The organism is Thiosocius teredinicola (genome assembly GCF_002009425.1).
In the GTDB taxonomy this organism is placed as follows: domain Bacteria; phylum Pseudomonadota; class Gammaproteobacteria; order Chromatiales; family Chromatiaceae; genus Thiosocius; species Thiosocius teredinicola.
On sequence record NZ_CP019936.1, the window covers coordinates 434,640 to 454,256 of the forward strand.

The window sequence follows — 19,617 nt, forward strand, 5'->3', positions numbered from 1 at the left end:
TAGCGGCCAGTTTTCGTAGGCTACACCCGATCCCGCAAGAGTGGCTACCGCAGGGGCTTCCCACGGCGCAGCGATTGGAAGCTGCGTTCTAGAGTGCACAGTTGAGCGACAGGCGGAATACCGATTTCGAGCATGAACAGCAAAGACCTATACCTCCGCCTGCTTACTCATGTCCGGCCTTACTGGCGGCAGTTTTCTTTCGGCATCTTCTTCATGGTTCTGCTCGCGTTGACTGAACCGCTGATTCCCTATTTTCTGAAGCCCCTCCTGGATGGAACCTTTGTAGACCGGGATCCGCAGTTCCTGTTCTGGTCTCCCATCGTGTTGTTGGTGCTGTTTCTGGTCAGGGGTACCTGCAACCTGGTGAGTCAGATTGCTTTTGCGTGGGTATCTGGAAAGCTCGTTTTCGACCTGCGCAAACATATGTTTGAGCGGATCTTGAACTTGCCGACCAGCTACTACGATTCGCATGTGACGGGCAATATTCTGGCCAAGGTTACTCACAATGTTACCCAAGTCACGGCTGCCGCTACCAAGGTGCTGATGGTGTTGGTTCGTGACACGGTGATCGTCATCGGCCTCATCAGTTATATGCTCTACCTCGATTGGCGGTTTTCTCTGCTGACCTTCATCCTGCTGCCGGTCTTGGGGTTCGTGGTCAACATCATCGCCAAACGGTTAAGGCGGCTCAGTCGCAGTATCCAGGCCGGGATGGGAGACATCACTCACGTTCTCGGGGAGGCCGTACGTGGTCACAAGATAATCAAGGTGTTCGGTGGTAGGGATGCCGAAATGACCCGTTTTCTGCGAACGGCCAATTGGATCAGGCGCTACCAATTCAAGTCGAAAGTCGCAGACGGTGCCAGTGCTCCCATCGTTGAAGGGATTGCGGCATTAATGATCGCCATCTTGATTTATTTCGGAACGGGCCAGCTCGGTCAAGAACCGATGAGCGTTGGCGCGTTTGTTTCATTTTTAGCGGCGCTCGGCCTGCTCTTTCCACCAATCAAGCGTTTGGTCGACATCAACCAGCCCTTGCAAAGCGGCTTGGCTGGTGCAGAGAGTGTATTCGAACTGATCGATGAGTCGGCCGAGATCGAATCCGGCACGCGCACGCTAGAGCGCGTAACGGGAAGGCTGAGCTTTTCTCACGTTTCGTTCAACTATCCCGGTAGCCGGGAAGATGCGCTTAGTGAAGTAAGCTTCGTTATCGAACCGGGTACGACGACTGCGCTGGTGGGGGCGTCAGGTAGTGGTAAGACGACCATAGCGTCACTGGTTCCGCGCTTCTACGAAACTGACCGAGGACAGATCTGCATCGATGAGCACGACGTTCGAGATGTTACGTTGAAAAGCCTGCGCGATCAGATCTCTTATGTGGGACAGGAGTCGGTGTTGTTCAACGATACGGTCCGGGCCAACATCGCCTACGGCAACGACGCTATAGATCAGGACGAGGTAGAGCGAGCGGCTCAACAGGCATTTGCCCTGGGTTTCATCGAAGAGCTGCCAGACGGTTTTGATACGGTGGTAGGTGAGGATGGCGTTTTATTGTCCGGCGGACAGCGGCAACGTATTGCCATCGCGCGCGCCTTGCTCAAGAACGCGCCCATATTGATCCTTGACGAAGCAACTTCGGCATTGGATACGGATTCCGAGCGGCATGTGCAGGCGGCTCTGAAGAACCTGACGAGCAACCGCACCACGCTGGTGATTGCGCATCGTCTTTCGACCATTGTGCACGCCGATCAGATTCTCGTGATAGGTGATGGCCGGATCATCGAGCGCGGAAATCACGACGAGTTGATGAGCCAGCAAGGGGTCTATTCCGCGCTCTACAACACGCAATTTGCGCAGTCTTGAGTGTGCTCCCGCACTGTCGATCGTATGAATCCGCGCTTCCGGGCGGTGTCGGATGATAGATGGTGCTCGAACGATGCGGGTTCTGCACGGTGATGTGTTCGAGTGCGTCGATGCCTGGGAAGGGCTTTTGCAGGAACTGGGCATCGAACCAGGCTCCCGTTGGGCAGCGTTTGATGCCGGCGACCTGGTCTCCAAAGCTCCCTCGACAAAATGTTATCGATGTAAGCTCCCAGACGAACGCACCGTCTACTTCAAGCGCTATACCTATCCTTTCAGCCGATGGCACGAGTTCTGGTTACGACCAGGCAAAGCGGCGGTTGAGTTCTGGGCATACGGCCGGCTGCGGCAGTTGGGGATTCCTACACTGAATGTCATCGCTTTCGGTGAAAGCCGCCGTTGGGGGGCATTGCGGGCGAGCTGCATCGTGACTGAGGGCATCGAACAGACCGTCGATCTGGCGGCGTTCGTGAGAACGGTGTGGAGCCGGTGGCCCCGCGAAAAGCGGCTCGCTTCAGGGCGGGCTATCGCTCATCAACTGCTCAGTCAGGCGCGCAAGGCGCACGATGCCGGTTTCTTTCACCATGATCTGAAGTTCAGAAACCTTCTGATCCACCCCGACGGAGACCCGGAATCGATCGTATGGATCGACGCGCCCAGAGCATCGCGCATGCGGTTTCGTGAGTATCGCGGGGTGGTGACCGACCTTTCCGGGCTGAGCCGGATCGCCATCAGCCTGTTCAGTCGATTCGAACTCATGCGCCTCTTGCATGTATATTTGGGCAAAGAACGACGTACCGAGGCGAAACGATTGTTCCGCAGTATTCAAAAACACTTGGGAAGAAGGATGCCCAAGCCCCTCGACCTTACGTACCCGGACTAGGATGTCGTATCGTGCGTTTTCTCAAAGCCGAAGAATTTGAGGCGTTGATCGCGGGTGCCGAGCTGTTGCGTGCCGACGGTTTTGGTCCCAAGGTGTACCGGGCAAGGGATAACCGGGTCATCAAGCTTTTCAGAATCAAGCGTTGGTGGACATCGTCGATGTTCTATCCCTATTCGCTCAGGTTCCTAAGAAACACCAAACGCTTGCGCCGACGCGGAGTCCCCTGTGTCGAGGTCGACGAGATATTCTATTGTCACGCGATCCGTCGTCATGGTGTCGTCTATCAACGCCTGGAAGGGACGCCGCTCGACGCATTGCTGAATGAGGCTAGCGAGTCTGCAGATCAGGTCTTCGAAGAATATGCACGCTTCATTGCGCGATTGCATGCGAAGCGCATCTACTTTCGATCGCTGCATCCCGGCAACGTCTTGCAGCTGCCAGACAACGGCTTCGGCCTCATCGATGTGGGCGATATGCGGTTTCCGCTCTTGCCGTTCAATATCGAGCGCCGCCGCCGAAACTTCCGGCACCTACTGCGCAGCGCCGAATTTCTCGATGCCTTGCATTTTCATGCAGCAGAACGCTTTGTCGACGCGTACCTGGCGGCCGCAGCCCTGGGGGATTCACGGTCGCGGCAACTGCGCGCCCAACTGCTCGACGATTTCGCGGCTGCGCTGCCGGAGCGCCTATAGATCGCCGACAGCTTCGCGTACGGCATTGGCTATCGTGCGTTGATCGTCGTCCGAAAGGTAGGGGTGCATCGGCAGGCTGATGACCTCTTCGGCGATCTTGTGCGCATTGTTCAGTTCACCCGAAACCCGGCAGCAACTCGCCAGTGCGGGTTGTTGGTCGAGTGTGACCGGGTAATGCACCGCCGTCGGTATGCCATTGTCACCAAGTTGTTTCGCCAGACTGTCCCGGTCCGCGACGCGCAGGGTGTACTGCGCGTACACGCACAGATTGCCGTCTGCGATATGGGGTGTCGTGCAATTGGCCTCCGCCAACAGCTGTGAATATTTTGCGCCGAGCGCGGATCGCTTTTGCACTTCATCGGGAAACAGCGACATCTTCGACAGGATGACCGCGGCCTGCAGCGTATCCATGCGGCCATTGATGCCGACACGCGGGTGGTGGTAGCGCCGATCCTGGCCGTGGTTGCGCAGTTCGCGCATGCGTGCGTCGAGCGCTTCGTCGTCGGTGAAACAGGCGCCGCCGTCGCCATAGCAGCCCAGTGGCTTGGCCGGGAAGAAGCTGGTGCATCCGATGGTCGACAGGCCGCACGACTTGCGGCCTTTGTATTCGGCGCCGAAGCTCTGCGCGGCATCCTCGATCACTGGGAGGCCATGTGTTGCGGCGATCGCGTTGATTGCATCCATGTCGGCGCATTGGCCAAAGATGCCGACCGGCATGATGGCCTTGGTTTTTGGTCCGATCGCGGCTTCGATCTTTGCAGGGTCGAGGTTGTAGGTCTTGTCGTCGACATCGACGAACACCGGCGTCGCCCCCAGCAGGGCGATCACCTCGGCCGTGGCGATGAAGCTGAAGGGCGTGGTGATTACCTCGTCGCCAGAGCCGATCTCGAGCGCCATCAGCGCGATCAGCAGCGCGTCGGTGCCGCTGGCGACCGAGATACAGTGTTTTGCGCCGACGTACTCGGCAAGTACCTGTTCCATCTCACCGATCTCGGGGCCGAGGATGTATTGGCCGTGATCGAGAATCTTGGCGATTCGCTGCTCGATGTCGGCGCGGATCGGCTGTTGTTGGGATTTGAGATCGATGAATTGCATGGGTCGCCTAGCCTTCGAAGAAAAATACCGTAGCGGTGTGCTCCGCCGGCGGCTCGTCTGATTGGGGCCGCCGCCTGCGAGGCCGACATGCTAGCATGCACGGGTTTAGTTGCTAGCTACCGTAGATGAAAGAACTTTCGGATTTCAACCAGTCGCGCGTGCTGATCGCCGGCGACCTGATGCTCGACCGTTATTGGCACGGAGCGACCTCGCGGATTTCGCCCGAGGCGCCGGTTCCGGTGGTCAGAGTCGATGAAGACGAGGGTCGACCCGGCGGCGCCGGCAACGTCGCGCTGAACGTTGCAAGTCTCGGTGGGCACGCAAATCTGGTGGCGCTGACCGGCGACGATGAGCCGGCCGATCAGTTGGAAAAGGTGCTCGGTACGGCTGGGGTCGCGTGCCGCTTCGTGCGAGAGGCGCGGTTTCCGACCATCACCAAGCTGCGCATCATCAGCCAGCACCAGCAGCTCATTCGCCTGGATTTCGAAGATGGCTTTCCCGGGTTTGACGATGCAAAGCTGGTACAGGCGCTGCAAGCCGAACTCAGCGACTGCGCCGTGGTTGTCTTGTCGGACTACGGCAAAGGCACGCTGCGGAACATCCCGCGTTATATCCAGGCCGCACGATCCGCCGGCAAGCCTGTTCTGGTCGATCCCAAGGGCAGCGATTTTTCCCGCTATCGCGGCGCTACGCTGATCACGCCGAACCTCGCCGAGTTCGAGGCGGTCGTTGGGCAGTGTGCCGACGAGACGCAGATCGTCGAACGTGGTCAGCAATTGATCGGCGAGTTCGACCTCGATGCGCTGCTGATCACCCGTGGCGAACACGGCATGACGTTGCTGCAACGCGAGCGCGAGCCCCATCACCTGCCCACCCAGGCGCGTGAGGTGTTCGATGTCACCGGTGCCGGCGATACCGTGATCGCAACGCTGGCCACAGGCCTGGCAGCTGGGTTGCCGCTGGATTCGGCGACCCAGCTGGCGAATACCGCCGCCGGTATTGCCGTCGGCAAGTTGGGTACGGCGACGGTGACCACGCGCGAGCTGGCGCAGGCCCTTGCGGCGCAGCGCACGATCGACCATGGCGTGGTTGGCGAGGATCAGCTGATCGAAGCGGTGAATGCGGCGCGTGCGCGTGGTGAAACCGTGGTGATGACCAATGGCTGTTTCGACATCCTGCACGCGGGCCATGTGACCTATCTCGAAGAGGCGAGCAAGTTGGGCGACCGACTGGTCGTCGCGGTTAACGTTGACGAGACGGTGCGCGCGCTGAAAGGTGCCGACAGACCGGTCAACACGCTGGCCAACCGTATGCACGTGCTGGCCGCCCTCGGCTGCGTCGATTGGGTGGTGCCATTCGCCGAGGAGACACCCGAGCGCCTGATCTGCGATGTGGCGCCCGATTACCTCGTCAAAGGCGGCGACAACGACCCGGACAAGATCCCGGGTGCCAAGTGCGTACGCGATGCCGGCGGGAGCGTCGCCGTGCTGACCTATGTCGATGGTATTTCGACCACAAGGATCGTCGATTCGATTCGCGAGCGCGGGTGAAGGCGGTAGCAGGTTGGCTGACGCGCGAATCGACATAGCGGTATTCGGTGGTGGCATCGTCGGCCTGTGGACCCTGGCCCGCCTGCGGGCCGCCGGTTACGCGGCCTGCCTGTTCGAAAATGACGCGCTGGGGGGCGGTCAAACCCTGGCCTCACAGGGCATCATTCACGGCGGCACCAAGTACGCATTGACCGGCAAGTTGACCGGCTCGGCCATGGCGATCGGCGAGATGCCGGCGATCTGGCGAGCGGCACTGGCCGGAACGGGTGAGATCGACCTTTCCGCGGTGCGCCTGCTGGCCGAGCATCAATACCTGTGGTCGAGTGGATCGTTGGCTTCGGGCATGGCAGGCTTCTTCGCCGCCAAGGTCATGCAGAGCCGCATGCAGGCGCTCCCATCGAGAGACTATCCAGCACCGTTCGATGCGCCGCAGTTTCGCGGCAGTGTCTATCGACTCGACGAACCTGTGCTGGACAATGCCTCGCTGGTACAGGCGCTGGCGGAACAGGTATCCGACGCCTGCTATGCGATCCGAGGTTCATCGTTCGAACGCCTCGCGTCGGGCTGGAAGGTGAGCTTGTCTGACGAGGTAGCGATTGAAGCCAAGGCGGTGGTCCTGGCTGCCGGCAAAGGCAATGCGGGGCTGCTGGCCGCTGCGGGACGAAATCGGCCTCGCATGCAGACGCGGCCACTACACATGCTGATGCTGCGCGGCCATCTCCCGGCGCTGTATGCGCATTGCCTCGGCGCCAGCGCCAACCCCAGGTTGACGATCACCAGCTATCCGGAGCCCGATGGCCGGGTTGTCTGGTATCTCGGTGGCCAGGTGGCCGAAGAGGGCGTGGGCCGCACCCCGGCCGAGCAGATCGCGGCAGGCAAGGCCGAACTGGCAGAGCTGTTGCCATGGGTCGACGCCGGCAATGTCGAATGGGCTACCTTGCCGATCGACCGGGCCGAAGTCGCCACACCTGGCGGTAAGCGCCCCGACGATGCCTATGTCGATCACGATGACCGAATAATTACCTGTTGGCCGACCAAATTGGCCTTCGCGCCGCGCGTCGCTTCGTTGGTGCTCGATGCCCTCGTCGCAGCAGATGTCGCGCCGGGCCCCGCGGTAGCACAGCTGTCTTTACCCAGGCCGCCGGTTGGCGAACTGCCCTGGCACGGGGTGAGCACGTGGAATTAAGACCGCTCGGCAGCACCGGCATCATGGTCAGCCCCTTGGGGCTTGGCACGGTCAAGCTCGGCCGCAACCAGCAGGTGAAATACCCGCAGGCCTTCGAGTTGCCGAGCGACAATGCGGTGCGTGAGCTGCTGGCCCTGGCGCGCGAGCTCGGCATCAATCTGTTGGACACGGCACCGGCTTATGGCAGCAGTCAGCAACGGCTGGGGCAGATGCTGGGCGCGCAGCGCAAAGACTGGGTGATCGTGTCGAAGGTCGGTGAGATCTTCGAGCACGGTGAATCGCGTTTCGACTTCAGCTATGAGCACACGGTTGCGACCGTCGAGCAAACCTTGAAGACGCTGAAAACCGACTATGTCGATTGCGTGCTGATCCATTCGGATGGCAACGATCTCGCCATCCTCGACAACCAAGGTGCCGCTTCGGCGCTTATCGACTTGAAGCAGCGCGGGCTGATCCGTGCTCACGGCATGTCGAGCAAGACGGTAGAAGGCGGCCTGCGCGTGGTGCGCGATATGGATGTCGTCATGGCGACCTGCAATGTCGACTACAACGATGAACTGCCGGTGCTGCAAGCGGCCGCAGAACAGCACAAGGGTGTGTTGATCAAGAAGGGTTTGATGAGCGGTCATGTGCAAGGAGAGGACGGCGTGCGCCAGTCATTTGCACATGTGTTTGCGCAGCCCGGCGTGTCGAGCATGATTGTCGGCACCATCAACCCTGACCATCTGCGTAGCAATGTGCGTCTTCTGCAGCAGGTGTTGGAAGGCGCCGCATGATTCGCTGGTTGTACACCGCGATCCTGTACCTGGTGTTTCCCCTGGTGTTGTTGCGCCTGTTATGGCGGAGCATCAAGGCGCCGGCCTATCGCAAGCGCTGGTCGGAGCGGCTCGGGCGCTTCGATCCGCCGGCCGGATGGGGCGGGCTATGGATTCACGCCGTTTCTGTCGGCGAGGTGCAGGCCGTGCTACCGCTGATTCGTCGTCTGCTCGAAGACCAGCCGACATTACCCATCACGGTAACCACAACCACGCCTACCGGTTCGGCGCGCGTTACCGAACAACTCGGCGATCAGGTCTTTCATGTCTACTTTCCGTACGATCTGCCGCTGGCGTTGACCGGTTTCCTGCGCAGGGTCCGGCCACGCGTGCTGTTGATGGTCGAGACTGAGATCTGGCCCAATCTCTTGTATCAATGCCGCAGACACGGTGTCTTCACGCTGCTGGCGAACGCGCGCTTGTCGGCCAAGTCGGCCCAGCGTTACGCGCGCCTGGGCAGTTTCACCCGCGAGACCTTCTCGCGCATCGACCGTATCGCCGCGCAGGACGACGCAGATGCGCAGCGTTTTCGCGATCTCGGTGTGCCGCACGAGCGGGTAACCGTAACCGGCAGTATCAAGTTCGACATGCGCATTCCCGCCAGTCTCGAGGAGCAGGTCGAGGTGCTGCGACGCGAATGGGGAGGGCGGCCTGTCTGGGTGGCGGGCAGCACGCACGAGGGTGAAGACGAGTTGATCCTGTTCGCCCACCATAAAATCATCGAACGCGTACCCGATGCCCTGCTGATCCTGGTGCCGCGTCATCCGGAGCGCTTCGAGCGGGTCGCCGGCCTGTGCAAGCGCGAACGTTTTGACGTGGCCCGGCGTTCCGAACAGGGCGGTTACGATGCCGAAACCCAGGTCTATCTGGGCGACACCATGGGTGAGTTGCCGATACTGCTGGGGTCATCCGATGTGGCATTCATCGGCGGCAGTCTGGTGAAGACGGGGGGGCACAATATGCTCGAGGCCTCGGCTCAGGGGGTGGCGGTCTGCTTCGGTCCGCACGTATTCAACTTTGCTGCGATCAGCCAGTTGTTGATGGCGGAGGGTGCCGCCGTACAGGTGGCCGGCGAGGTGGAACTGGCCGAGCTTGTACTGAGTTGGTTCGACGATGCCAGCAAGCGCGCCGAGGTCGGTGAAAACGGTCGACGCGTGGTCATGAAGAACCGGGGGGCGCTCGAGCGTTTGCTCGAACTCATTCCATTGAGGTGACACCGCGGCGGCGCGCCATGGCGACGCCGAGACGATGCAGCTGTCCTTCATCGAGTAAAGTGGCTGCAACCGGTAGGACGTCTCGATTTTCGACATCGATGTGCGAACGATAGGCGCCCGTGAACGCCATGATCGAGTTGGCGAGCGCCGACGTCGGGTGGCCGTTTCGCAGGCTATCGAGTTCGGCAGCGAGATTGCGCCAGTGCGATTCGAGCGATCGATGTTCACCTTGCAGGCGTTCAATCAATGCCGACAACGCCGGGTCTTTCGTCAGCAACGGGAACAGATCCTGTTCCTCATCTTCGTGGTGATGTATCGCGGCGGTGTTGAAGTAGCGCAACACGCTGGAGATGCCGCGTTGCATCTCGTCGTCGACACCATGTTCATCCAACCAGGCCGGCATGCGCTCGAGCAACTGGCAATGGTTCAGCATGCGCTGGTGGCACGCTGCCAATAGGCCGAGTGGATCGGAAAAATCGGGTGCGGCGTCACCGAGCAGCGACATCGGCGCTCGGTCAGTAAGTCGGCATCTGGTGGTCGACGTCGCGTGCCCATCCGTCGACGCCACCTGCCAGGTTGATGATGTTGCTGAAGCCTTGGTAGTCGAGATACATCGCGACTTGGCGGCTGCGCACGCCATGGTGGCAGATCACCACGGTTTCGCGTTGCTTGTCGAGTGCGTTCATCGCGGCCGGCAGCTGACCCATGGGGATCAGTTGCGAGCCATCGATGCGGCAGATCTGGTACTCCCAGGGCTCGCGAACGTCCAGCAACAGAGGGTCAGCGTCGGTATCGGCGAGATAATCGCGTAACTGCCTGGCGTTTAACTCGCGCATACTGCCTACCTTGAGTTGGGTCGTGGATCAGAACGTGAAGTGGCTGGGCTGCGGCGCATTATGCAGCGCCGGCACGACCGTTTCGAACAGGTTTTCCTTCCAGATCTCGCCATCGTCGTTGCGCGTTACCAGCATCGCGGTCATCGCCGGCGCCTCGCCGACGACGACGAACATGCGGCCGCCGGGTGCCAGCAGCATCTCCAGCGACTCGCTATAGGTTGGCAGGGAGCCGGTCACCGCGATGACCTTGAAGGTATCGGGGGCCAGGCTGGCATTCAGCGCATCGCCGGTGACCAATTCGACATGCTTGGTTTCGAGCGCGGTCAGGCGATCCGAAGCGGCTTTGCTCAATGCAGGGTGAATCTCGTAGCTGGTCACTACGCCACCCAGACGCGCAAGGCAGGCTGTGATGAAGCCACTGCCGGTTCCGATTTCGAGCACGCTGTCGTCCGCCTCAACCTGCAGCGCCTGCAGCATGCGCGCTTCGAGCAACGGTTTCATCATGACTTCGCCTTCGCCGATGGGGATCTCGACGTCGGCGAACGCCAGTTTGCAGTACTCGTCGCTGACGAACCGCTCGCGCGGTACGGCCTGCAGGGATTCGAGCACCCGCTCGTCGATGACCTCGTTGGGGCGGATCTGCTGGGCCACCATGTTGAAGCGAGCAAGTTCGAGATCGTTGGCGAGCATCCGCGTCTCCAGGGTCTTACGATTGGTCGGGAAGTGGACGGCATAGACTAAGGTTTCAGCCGCGCCGCGGCAAGTGGTTGAAGTCTAGAGGTTTTCTGGTCATGCATGAGCGCCCTTAATGGCGCCGGCGATCACTCTTCAGCGCGTTTTTCGTCCAGATCCTGCTGGCGCACCGACAATGGTCGTGCAGATCGCGACCAATCTCTACGTTTCCCGCTCACTTTGCAGTGGAGAAGCGAATATCTCACTGGTACAGTCGGAATCATAGGTCGGACGATGACCGCCTCAGCAGCGGGCTTCGCCGACATCACAGCCGCACCAGGGATGGTGCGTAAGATTGCACACAGCTAGGGGTGCCCGCACGATCGGGCTGAGAAATACCCTCGAACCTGAACCAGTTAGTACTGGCGTAGGGTGAGTGAAGACCGAATGTCCGGTGGACATTCGCAGCTGAACGAACGCCGTGCCATGGATGGCAGGGCCGGGGCCCAATCAGGGCTCATGACCGCACCAGGGATGGTGCGTAAAATTGCACACAGCTAGGGGTGCCCGCACGATCGGGCTGAGAAATACCCTCGAACCTGAACCAGTTAGTACTGGCGTAGGAAAGCTAAACACCGCCCTCCGGCGTCCTGTCTCCGCTTTCCCGCCCTTGGAGACACACGATGAGCGCGATTCCGGAAGATTTCATCAAGAAAGCCAGCGAGCTGTCCGAGGAGGTCACCCGGCCTTTCGCGAATGCGCGCAAGGTCTACGTCACCGGGTCGCGTCCGGATATCCGGGTACCGATGCGCGAGATCAGCCAGTCGCCGACTCCGGCCAGTTTCGGTGCTGAAGAGAATCCCCCGGTCACGGTGTACGACACCTCGGGGCCGTTCAGCGATCCAGACGTGCACATCGATCTGCTCAAGGGTATGCCCGATGTGCGCTCGGCGTGGATCGCTGAGCGCGACGACACGGAACAGCTCGGTGGGCCAACCTCGGCGTACGGCCGCGAGCGCCAGCAAGACCCGGAACTTGCCCATCTGCGCTTTGAGCACATCCGCGCGCCGCGTCGCGCCAGGGTCGGTGCCAACGTCACCCAGATGCACTATGCGCGGCAGGGCATCATCACGCCCGAGATGGAGTTCGTTGCAATCCGCGAGAACCAGCGTCTCGACGAGATGCGCGCCGATCCGCGCTACGCCAAGCTCCTGCGGCAGCATCCGGGGCAGAGCTTCGGTGCCAACCTGCCCGAGCAGATCACGCCGGAGTTCGTGCGCGACGAGGTGGCATCCGGGCGCGCGATCATACCGGCGAACATCAACCACCCCGAACTCGAGCCGATGATCATCGGCCGCAATTTCCGGGTGAAGATCAACACCAACATCGGCAACTCGGCGGTCAGCTCGTCGATCGAGGAAGAGGTCGAGAAGATGGCGTGGTCGGCGCGCTGGGGCGGCGACACCCTGATGGACCTGTCGACCGGCAAGAACATCCACGAGACGCGCGAATGGATCCTGCGCAATGCGCCGATGCCGATCGGTACCGTGCCGATCTACCAGGCGCTGGAGAAGGTCGACGGCAAGGCCGAAGACCTCACCTGGGAGATCGTGCGCGACACGCTGATCGAGCAGGCCGAGCAGGGCGTCGACTATTTCACCATCCATGCCGGCGTGCTGTTGCGCTACGTGCCGCTGACGGCGGACCGGGTGACCGGTATCGTTTCGCGCGGCGGTTCGATCATGGCCAAGTGGTGCCTCGCGCATCATCAGGAAAACTTCCTGTACACCCACTTCGAAGACATCTGCGAGATCATGAAGGCGTATGATGTGTCGTTCTCGCTCGGCGACGGTCTGCGCCCCGGTTCGATCGCCGATGCCAATGATGCGGCCCAGTTCGGCGAACTCGAGACGTTGGGCGAGTTGACCACGGTCGCATGGCAGCACGATGTGCAGGTGATGATCGAAGGCCCCGGTCATGTGCCGATGCAGATGATCAAGGAGAACATGGACAAGGAGCTGCGTGACTGCTTCGAAGCGCCGTTCTACACCTTGGGCCCGCTGACCACCGACATCGCGCCCGGCTACGACCACATCACCTCAGGTATTGGCGCTGCCAACATCGGCTGGTACGGCACCGCCATGCTCTGTTACGTGACGCCGAAAGAGCATCTTGGCCTGCCGAACAAGGCCGACGTGCGCGAGGGCATCATTACCTACAAGCTCGCAGCACATGCCGCGGATCTGGCCAAGGGCCTGCCCGGCGCCCAGGTGCGTGACAATGCCTTGTCCAAGGCGCGTTTCGAGTTTCGCTGGGAAGATCAGTTCAACCTCGGCCTCGATCCAGATCTGGCGCGCGAATACCATGACGAAACCTTGCCGAAAGATTCCGCCAAGGTGGCGCACTTCTGTTCGATGTGTGGTCCGCACTTCTGCTCGATGAAGATCACGCAGGATGTGCGTGAATACGCTGCCAGCCACAAGTTCAAGGATATCGATGTCGCTGTGGAAGAGGGTATGAAGGAGAAGGCCGAAGAATTCCGCAAGCAAGGCGCGGAGATCTACAAGCCGGTGTGATTCGCCGCAGGCGATAGAGCCAGCTGGGGCGGAATCGCTCTCGCGCATATTGCCGATCTCTGAAGATCAGCAGGTCGCTGCCATACGGACCATGTTCGGTGTGGGCCGACTTTATCGCTGCTGATCGCCAATTGTGTGCGATGTGATCGAACAGCCTGTCGGGCATCCCGCAACGTTCGCGCCCTTCTGTTTCGCGGCTGCCTCGGCCAAACGGCCGGACGGCGCGCATGCCGTCACTGCTCGTCTGCTGTAGCCGAAATCTGACACAAACCCGGGTAAATCATTGGTTTCGGCACCGTTCGGGTGCCAGCAAACTATCCCTAAAGTGCCTGTTTAACTGCAGGTGAGTCCATCCATTGCGGGTGTCGAGTCACGAAAAACTTGAGTTTGGCGAAAATTTTGCTTCGCTTTAACGGATATCGAGGCTCGACACAAAGTGGATCACGTCTAACGCGGCCGGTAACGGTCAGGTGGTGTGAGTGCTCGCTCGTTGCCTCTCTCGCGATGCCGCGCAGATCGAATTAGAATCACAAAACCTATTGGGGAGCCTAGTCAATGAATAAAGAAAAAACGCAATCACGTATGGGACGTGTGCCGAAAAGAAAATCCGGTCCACCGATCGTTCGCCAGATCACAACGCTCGCTCTGGCTGGTGTGGCTGGCAGTGCGATGGCCTACGAACCCACTACAACGTTGGGTTCGCTCGGTGCTACCGAGAACCAGCAGCGTGCCGGTGACGCCGTGCAGACCGTCTGTGGCCAGTTTGCTTCTGGTTCGATACCCGTAACCAATGCGCTCGAGCAGGATCTGTTCGACCGCTGTCGCGCCATGGTGCATACCGCAAATTCCATCGCCGGCGGTGCCGGCGCAACCGCGGACTCCCTGAGCCTCAATGCCGAAGACCTCGGCAACGTAGTGATGACGGTGGCTGCAGAAGAACTCGCAGCAACCAACGCCGTGGCGCGTGACATGTCGGCGGGACAATCGCGCATAGCGACGGCGCGTTTGCAGGCCGTGCGGGCAGGCAATCGCTTCGGTTTCACCGGCAATGGGATTACCAACATGGCGGATGCGAGTTCGTCGTATTCGGGTGAGCGCGGTGGCGCGGCCGGTGACCTGTTCAGTGGGCCGTGGGGCTTCTTCGCCAACATCGAAGGCGGCTTCGGTGATCGTGATCGTACCGACAACGAGGACGGCTTTGACTACGACTCATGGGGATTCGATGTCGGCATGGATTACCGGGTAACGCCGAATTTCATCGTCGGCGGTCTGGTCAACTATCGTAACGGCGAAGTCGACTTCGACGATATCTCGACCGCGCCGGGTATCGCCAGTATTCCCGGCGGTGGGATCGATTCCGATGCCTTCGGTATCGGCGCATACGGTACCTACTACGCCGACAACTATTACATCGATGGTTTGATCGGCTATATGCGTACCAGCTTCGACACCAAGCGCACGATCTATCTGCCCGATGCCGTCAACCCGGCGAATACGGTTATCCGTACCGCCAAAGGCGACACGGATAGCGACGGATTTCAGGCCAGCGTCGGTGGCGGTATGGACTTCGCCCGCGGCAATCTGACCTACGGTCCTTATGGGCGTCTTGAATACAACTACACCGACGTGGACGGCTACACCGAGAGTGGTGCCCTGGGCTTGAACCTCGAAGTCGACAGCCAGGACTGGGAGTCGCTCACTTCCGTGATCGGTGGCCGCTTCAGTTACTCGTACAGCACCAGCTGGGGCGTGCTGGTGCCGCAGGGCCGTTTGGGCTGGGTTCATGAATTCATGAACGATTCGCAGAAAATGTCGGCTATCTACGCCGTCGACCCCGGTCGCAACGAGCTGATCTCGATTACGGATGATCCTGATCGCAACTACTTCGAACTGGGGCTTGGCGTTTCAACGGTTGCGCCGAATGGCATGCAGGTGTTCTTCGATTACCAGACCCTGCTCGGCCACGAGTACTTCAACGATCACCGCTTCACCCTTGGTGTGCGCGGCGAGTTTGAGTAATTGATGCCGCGGAACCAGGCGGCCGCTCCGGTCGCCTGGTTCGTCGGTAATCAGTTGGGGGGTGTCCGGTCGATCTCGGCCAGCGCCTCTTTCGCTTCACGGTTGCCCGGATCGAGTTCCAGTACCAGGCTGTAGGCTTCGAAGGCATTGCTGCCTACCGGGTTGCGTAGTCGGCCTACCGCCATATGTGCCCTGGCGATGCTGAGCAGCCGGTTCAGCTTGCGTTGTGATTCGGTCAGCTCGACATCATCCAGCCGGTTATTGTCGACCGTCTCGACCTTGTCTTGCGTTTTGTTCTCGGGCAGCTGTTGATCGGTGACGACGGTTGTCTTCGTCTGTGGCGTCTCGTCATTGCCGACGCTGCGGATGCCCAGCCAGACCCCGACAACTGCAACGAGTGTCGCGCCGGCAATTGCTGCCCACTTCTTGAACGACGAGGTGTCGTCCTGCTGATGGGTCTTGATTCGTGTCGGTGATGGCACGTCCTTGGTCGAGACCACGAAGGTGCGTGTCGCATCGCCGTGCGAATGCTGCGCCGCCGCCGATCTGCGTAGCGAGTCGAGTTCTTCGATCAGTTCGTCGCTGGTCTGAAAGCGGTCCGAGGCGTTCTTCGCCATCAAGCCGTCGATGATATGTTGCATTCGCGAATGCTGGCTTGGCAGGCGCGGTACGGGTTTTTGCAACTGCATCAACGCCGTCGATACCGCATCGTCGCCGACGAACGGCTTCTTGCCGACCAGCATCTCGTACAGCACGATCCCGAGGCTATACAGGTCCGAACGCCCATCGAGTTTCGAGCCGACCGCCTGTTCGGGGCTCATGTACTCCGGCGTGCCGATGGCCAGGCCCGACTGGGTCAACTGGGTGCGGTCGTCCATCGTTTTGGCGATGCCGAAATCGGACAGAACCGCCGAGCCATCATCGCGGAACAACACGTTTCCGGGCTTGATATCGCGGTGAACAAAGCCCTTGTCGTGCGCGTAGCCAAGCGCTCGGGCGATGTGCTTGGTGATGGTGATCGGGTCACTGACGCCATCCGGCGAACGGATGCGCTCTTTGAGCGTGCCGCCGTTGCAGTACTCCATCGACATGTAATAGAGGTTGTCGGTGGTGCAACCGATGTCGTAGATCGTCACGATGTGTTCGTGACGCAGTTTGGCGATGATTTTGCCTTCCTTGAGAAAGCGATCGCAGAACGACTTGTCTGAATTGATGAGTTCTTCAGACATGATCTTGACTGCGACCTCACGCCCCAGCGACTCCTGCTGGGCGCGATACACCGTCGCCATGCCGCCTTCGCCCAGCACGTCGAAAATCTTGTAACCGGGTATCAGCACGTCCGACCTCGACTCATGTGGCGCTTCGCAACGAGGCCGGAAGTCGGCCGTTCCTGTAAAACATACTTGCAATGCATGGTTTCGTTTTTCTGTCAGTCCGTCGTTCGCCGGCAGTCGATGTCCCTATGATGGGTGCGCAGATCGCTGCAGATATCTGTCCATCGGGACAACGAGGCCAATACTTTAGACCATGCGGCCTCCCAACAACATTGGTGGTCAAAATCGGGAACGACGGCGACCACCGCGTTCTGCTGTTTTTCGGCAAACGGCCGGGCGAGATGTGGCGGCACATTGGCATCTTCGCCACCAAACAGGTGCAACTGATGGATGTGTTCCGGCAGTGGCGCGCGCGCCGCGGGATTGAGCGAACTGCCTAGCTTTGAATATCGGTGAAAACGGGTCCAGCCTTCCGTGTCGAGGTTGGCGGCAAGCGTGACGACCTCGGTAACGCGCGGCACGCGCTCGGCCAGCAGCACCGCAAGCACGCCGCCGCCGCTGAATCCAACCAACCGGATATCCGGGCCGTTGCCGCTGCTGTCCGTTAGCGACCGGATAGCGTCCGCCATGGTGTCCACGACGAGTTCCGAGTACCGGCCGTCGGTCCACATGCGAGGTGGACAGCCGGGTGCTTCCGGTTGGTGATAGCAGGGGCGTGCCAAATAGAGCGTGTTGCCGGGGTCGTGGGACATTAATTCCAGCGCGGTAGGTCGGCGGGCAGTAGGGTCGCGCGCGACGATGCTGGGTGTGACCCAGGGCGAGCCATCGCCTTCGAGGTAGATCGTGAGCTTATTCGGGTCGGCAGCCGTTTGATGCTTGTAGAAACGTAGTTCGTACTCGCCGCTTGTCACGGTACCGCTTTCGAAGCCGGCACGTGTGGCGATATCTGTGAAACGTGCTTCGCGCGACAACGAACAACCCGTAACAATGATTGCAGTTAGAACGAATTTAATCGTCAAACGTGAAATTAATCGCACGAATTCAATCGCTTAATACTTCGGATTTTTCTGACACTGCGTACTGCAATTGTTGTAAAGGGCATGTTGTATACTTTTAAAATCTGAAAATGAGGGGCGGCGGAGATTACGTTCCCAGGAGCGGCCGAGATCGGTCGGACACGGGGCGGAAGTCAATCGGGCATTGCGGTGGTAGTGGATGAAAATACACGGTTCAACATCTCGGTTTACCGCTACCGGGGCAACAAGTTTGCTCCGGCGTTTCTGCTTGGCGTTGTTGTTGGCCACAGCGCCGGTCGCGTTCGCTGACGAATCGTCGCCTGATCGTTATGACCTCGTGATTCTTGTCGACAATTCGTCGACAGCCGCAAGCGCAGGCCTTTCAGATACCGTTATTGAAACACTCAAGACTTACGTCGGCAATTTGCCTGATACCTCGTGGGTGGGTTTGATTGCCTTTGACGATCTGGCCTCTGTGCAGGCCCAGATAGCGCCGATGACGGCGGAAAATCGACCGGCGTTGTTGCGCGCGATTGACGGTCTGACCTTCAGTTCGCCGCATTCCAACGTCGGCGCCGGGCTCGAGCGCGCCCTGTACGAGTTGGATGCACGCGGCGATGCCACCGCGCCACGGTCGGTGGTTCTGGTGCAGGCAGGCACGATCACCACGGGTGACGCCGAGCAGGACGAGTCATTCAAGCGTTGGGCAGGTGTGGTCCTGGCCGGTCACGCGAAAGAACAGGCAATTCCGGTGTTCGCGCTGACTATCGGTGAGCAGGCTGATCAGGCCCTGGTCAAGCGAATTGCTGCCAATACCTTCGGCGCACACTTCCATGCCGATGACGCGGCGCAGGCCGGCACCAAATTGACCGCCTTGAGCCAACGTCTGGTCGGTCAGCTCGACATGACACGGCGCATGATGATCGCTGAAGCGGAACAGGCCGACGAGGATGCGGTCAGCGTAGATCGCGACAACGCAAGCAAGGAGGCTGCGCCTGCCGCGCGCAAGACGGCCCATACCCCGGCGGTCAACGATGAATCGGTGATTGCCAAGATCAATGAAATCACTGAAACACAGGCACCGGCTGCGGGAACCGCGGTTGCGAGTGCAGAGGTGACTGCCGATCCACTGAAGAATGCCAACTTTCTGTTTGAGCGTGCCAAACAAGCAACCGCTGCAAGCGAAACCACGGCTCCGGCCACGCCGGGCGGTGTAGACCTCGCGGATGAGGCGGCGCCTGCTCACGACGGGCAGATGATGAAATTGGCGGCCATTGCCATTCTTGCGAGTGGCATCGCAGGGGTCATCGTCTTCCTGTTGAAAGGGCGCCTGCCGGTGCTGTTCGCCAAGCGCGCGGCGGTCGACGAGACCCGTGAGCCGGGCGTTTACCTGCGCGATATCCACGGCGTTACCGGCCAGATCGATTACCCGATCACCGAGAGACTGGTGAGAGTGTCGCGCACTGAAGGCCGCAACAGCCCGAATGTTGTCTGTGTGACGATTGCCGACGATGTCATCAGCCGTGAGCATGCGTTCATCGAATACGTCGATGGGGTCTACTGGGTCATCGATCCGGGCAGCAACAACGGTACCTTCGTCAACGAAAAACGCATCCAGGGCAAACGCAAACTCAAGGCCGGAGATCGCCTGCGTTTTGCGGTATACGAGTTTTCGTTCGACATCGTTACCGAACGGGCGCGCTCCAACGTGCCGATATCGCGGACGACCGAATCCACCCAGTTGGCCGCCGCGCCGGTATCCACCGCCGGCGAAACTCAGGTGCAGAGTTCACTGCCTGACGCCGCACCGGCAGAGACCGTGCGCGTATCAACCGGAAACCAAGCGGCTATTGATAAGACTGAGGTTCGCTCGGCCGGGTAGCCCTTGACGGCCTGGGGGTTCCGCGAGAAGGAACTGGAGGGCTAAAA

At 60.0% G+C, this 19,617-nt stretch carries 16 protein-coding genes and 2 riboswitches; of the genes, 10 read left to right on the forward strand and 6 right to left on the reverse strand.

What is annotated here, in order from left to right; translation table 11 throughout:
* Positions 1-132: 132 nt before the first annotated feature.
* The 3 genes from msbA to B1781_RS02030 all read left to right on the forward strand — a co-directional run bounded on the left by msbA (position 133) and on the right by B1781_RS02030 (position 3,435).
* A complete protein-coding gene (msbA, locus tag B1781_RS02020) occupies positions 133-1,863 on the forward strand; it encodes a lipid A export permease/ATP-binding protein MsbA (protein ID WP_078118082.1) in 1,731 nt (576 codons plus the stop codon).
* A gap of 73 nt (positions 1,864-1,936) precedes the next feature.
* Positions 1,937-2,743: a lipopolysaccharide kinase InaA family protein gene (locus tag B1781_RS02025; RefSeq protein WP_164513216.1), complete on the forward strand. Its 807-nt coding sequence runs from the start codon at positions 1,937-1,939 to the stop codon at positions 2,741-2,743.
* An 11-nt stretch (positions 2,744-2,754) separates the two neighbouring features.
* The gene (locus B1781_RS02030; protein ID WP_078118084.1) at positions 2,755-3,435 is read left to right on the forward strand and encodes a BUD32 family EKC/KEOPS complex subunit; all 681 of its coding nucleotides are present in this window, start codon (positions 2,755-2,757) and stop codon (positions 3,433-3,435) included.
* Here the strand turns inward: B1781_RS02030 and B1781_RS02035 are convergent.
* Positions 3,430-4,530 carry a DegT/DnrJ/EryC1/StrS family aminotransferase gene (locus B1781_RS02035; RefSeq protein ID WP_078118085.1) on the reverse strand — a complete coding sequence of 367 codons (1,101 nt, stop codon included), beginning with the start codon at positions 4,528-4,530 and terminating at the stop codon, positions 3,430-3,432. The two genes, B1781_RS02030 and B1781_RS02035, sit on opposite strands and share 6 nt — an antisense overlap.
* 125 nt (positions 4,531-4,655) lie before the next feature.
* Here B1781_RS02035 and hldE point away from each other — a divergent pair, with 125 nt between their 5' ends.
* Genes hldE through waaA form a run of 4 tightly spaced genes read left to right on the forward strand, consistent with a single transcriptional unit; the run spans position 4,656 to position 9,295 of the window.
* Positions 4,656-6,080: a bifunctional D-glycero-beta-D-manno-heptose-7-phosphate kinase/D-glycero-beta-D-manno-heptose 1-phosphate adenylyltransferase HldE gene (gene hldE / locus B1781_RS02040; protein ID WP_078118086.1), complete on the forward strand. Its 1,425-nt coding sequence runs from the start codon at positions 4,656-4,658 to the stop codon at positions 6,078-6,080.
* 13 nt (positions 6,081-6,093) lie between these two features.
* The gene (locus tag B1781_RS02045; RefSeq protein ID WP_334223853.1) at positions 6,094-7,266 is read left to right on the forward strand and encodes an FAD-dependent oxidoreductase; all 1,173 of its coding nucleotides are present in this window, start codon (positions 6,094-6,096) and stop codon (positions 7,264-7,266) included.
* Positions 7,257-8,042: an aldo/keto reductase gene (locus B1781_RS02050; RefSeq protein ID WP_334223854.1), complete on the forward strand. Its 786-nt coding sequence runs from the start codon at positions 7,257-7,259 to the stop codon at positions 8,040-8,042. The genes B1781_RS02045 and B1781_RS02050 overlap by 10 nt, the downstream gene beginning before the upstream one ends.
* Positions 8,039-9,295, forward strand: a complete 1,257-nt coding sequence (waaA, locus tag B1781_RS02055; RefSeq protein WP_174575396.1) for a lipid IV(A) 3-deoxy-D-manno-octulosonic acid transferase — start codon at positions 8,039-8,041, stop codon at positions 9,293-9,295. Before B1781_RS02050 ends, waaA begins: the two co-directional genes overlap by 4 nt.
* On the opposite strand, the gene B1781_RS02060 is transcribed toward waaA, so the two are convergent.
* The 3 genes from B1781_RS02060 to B1781_RS02070 are packed head-to-tail and all read right to left on the reverse strand — an operon-like array spanning position 9,279 to position 10,821.
* Positions 9,279-9,800 (reverse strand): hemerythrin domain-containing protein, encoded by a 522-nt coding sequence (locus B1781_RS02060; RefSeq protein WP_078118088.1) that lies wholly within the window; start codon positions 9,798-9,800, stop codon positions 9,279-9,281. The genes waaA and B1781_RS02060 overlap by 17 nt on opposite strands.
* A gap of 10 nt (positions 9,801-9,810) precedes the next feature.
* On the reverse strand, positions 9,811-10,131 hold the full coding sequence (locus tag B1781_RS02065; protein WP_078118089.1) for a rhodanese-like domain-containing protein: 321 nt from the start codon (positions 10,129-10,131) through the stop codon (positions 9,811-9,813).
* A 27-nt stretch (positions 10,132-10,158) separates the two neighbouring features.
* Positions 10,159-10,821, reverse strand: a complete 663-nt coding sequence (locus tag B1781_RS02070; RefSeq protein WP_078118090.1) for a protein-L-isoaspartate O-methyltransferase family protein — start codon at positions 10,819-10,821, stop codon at positions 10,159-10,161.
* Between the two features lie 339 nt (positions 10,822-11,160).
* A riboswitch (TPP riboswitch) is annotated at positions 11,161-11,254 on the forward strand.
* A gap of 98 nt (positions 11,255-11,352) precedes the next feature.
* Positions 11,353-11,446: riboswitch (TPP riboswitch) on the forward strand.
* 40 nt (positions 11,447-11,486) lie between these two features.
* Between B1781_RS02070 and thiC the strand changes: the two genes are divergently transcribed.
* A complete protein-coding gene (gene thiC / locus B1781_RS02075) occupies positions 11,487-13,379 on the forward strand; it encodes a phosphomethylpyrimidine synthase ThiC (protein WP_078118091.1) in 1,893 nt (630 codons plus the stop codon).
* Positions 13,380-13,934: 555 nt separating this feature from the next.
* Positions 13,935-15,398, forward strand: coding sequence for an autotransporter outer membrane beta-barrel domain-containing protein (locus tag B1781_RS02080; RefSeq protein ID WP_078118092.1), 1,464 nt, complete (start codon positions 13,935-13,937; stop codon positions 15,396-15,398).
* Positions 15,399-15,448: 50 nt separating this feature from the next.
* On the opposite strand, the gene B1781_RS02085 is transcribed toward B1781_RS02080, so the two are convergent.
* Both B1781_RS02085 and B1781_RS02090 read right to left on the reverse strand, forming a co-directional pair.
* Positions 15,449-16,735 (reverse strand): serine/threonine-protein kinase, encoded by a 1,287-nt coding sequence (locus B1781_RS02085; RefSeq protein ID WP_078118093.1) that lies wholly within the window; start codon positions 16,733-16,735, stop codon positions 15,449-15,451.
* 92 nt (positions 16,736-16,827) lie between these two features.
* Positions 16,828-17,643 carry an alpha/beta fold hydrolase gene (locus B1781_RS02090; RefSeq protein ID WP_078118094.1) on the reverse strand — a complete coding sequence of 272 codons (816 nt, stop codon included), beginning with the start codon at positions 17,641-17,643 and terminating at the stop codon, positions 16,828-16,830.
* A 313-nt stretch (positions 17,644-17,956) separates the two neighbouring features.
* Between B1781_RS02090 and B1781_RS02095 the strand changes: the two genes are divergently transcribed.
* Positions 17,957-19,570, forward strand: coding sequence for an FHA domain-containing protein (locus B1781_RS02095; protein WP_164513217.1), 1,614 nt, complete (start codon positions 17,957-17,959; stop codon positions 19,568-19,570).
* Positions 19,571-19,617 lie beyond the last annotated feature (47 nt).

Excerpts from the sequence above, each read along its gene's own strand:
- msbA (WP_078118082.1), top strand. The coding sequence starts at position 133 with ATGAACAGCAAAGACCTATACCTCCGCCTGCTTACTCATGTCCGGCCT.
- B1781_RS02025 (WP_164513216.1), top strand. The coding sequence starts at position 1,937 with ATGCGGGTTCTGCACGGTGATGTGTTCGAGTGCGTCGATGCCTGGGAA.
- B1781_RS02035 (WP_078118085.1), bottom strand. The coding sequence starts at position 4,530 with ATGCAATTCATCGATCTCAAATCCCAACAACAGCCGATCCGCGCCGAC.
- hldE (WP_078118086.1), top strand. The coding sequence starts at position 4,656 with ATGAAAGAACTTTCGGATTTCAACCAGTCGCGCGTGCTGATCGCCGGC.
- waaA (WP_174575396.1), top strand. The coding sequence starts at position 8,039 with ATGATTCGCTGGTTGTACACCGCGATCCTGTACCTGGTGTTTCCCCTG.
- B1781_RS02060 (WP_078118088.1), bottom strand. The coding sequence starts at position 9,800 with ATGTCGCTGCTCGGTGACGCCGCACCCGATTTTTCCGATCCACTCGGC.
- B1781_RS02065 (WP_078118089.1), bottom strand. The coding sequence starts at position 10,131 with ATGCGCGAGTTAAACGCCAGGCAGTTACGCGATTATCTCGCCGATACC.
- B1781_RS02070 (WP_078118090.1), bottom strand. The coding sequence starts at position 10,821 with ATGCTCGCCAACGATCTCGAACTTGCTCGCTTCAACATGGTGGCCCAG.
- thiC (WP_078118091.1), top strand. The coding sequence starts at position 11,487 with ATGAGCGCGATTCCGGAAGATTTCATCAAGAAAGCCAGCGAGCTGTCC.
- B1781_RS02080 (WP_078118092.1), top strand. The coding sequence starts at position 13,935 with ATGAATAAAGAAAAAACGCAATCACGTATGGGACGTGTGCCGAAAAGA.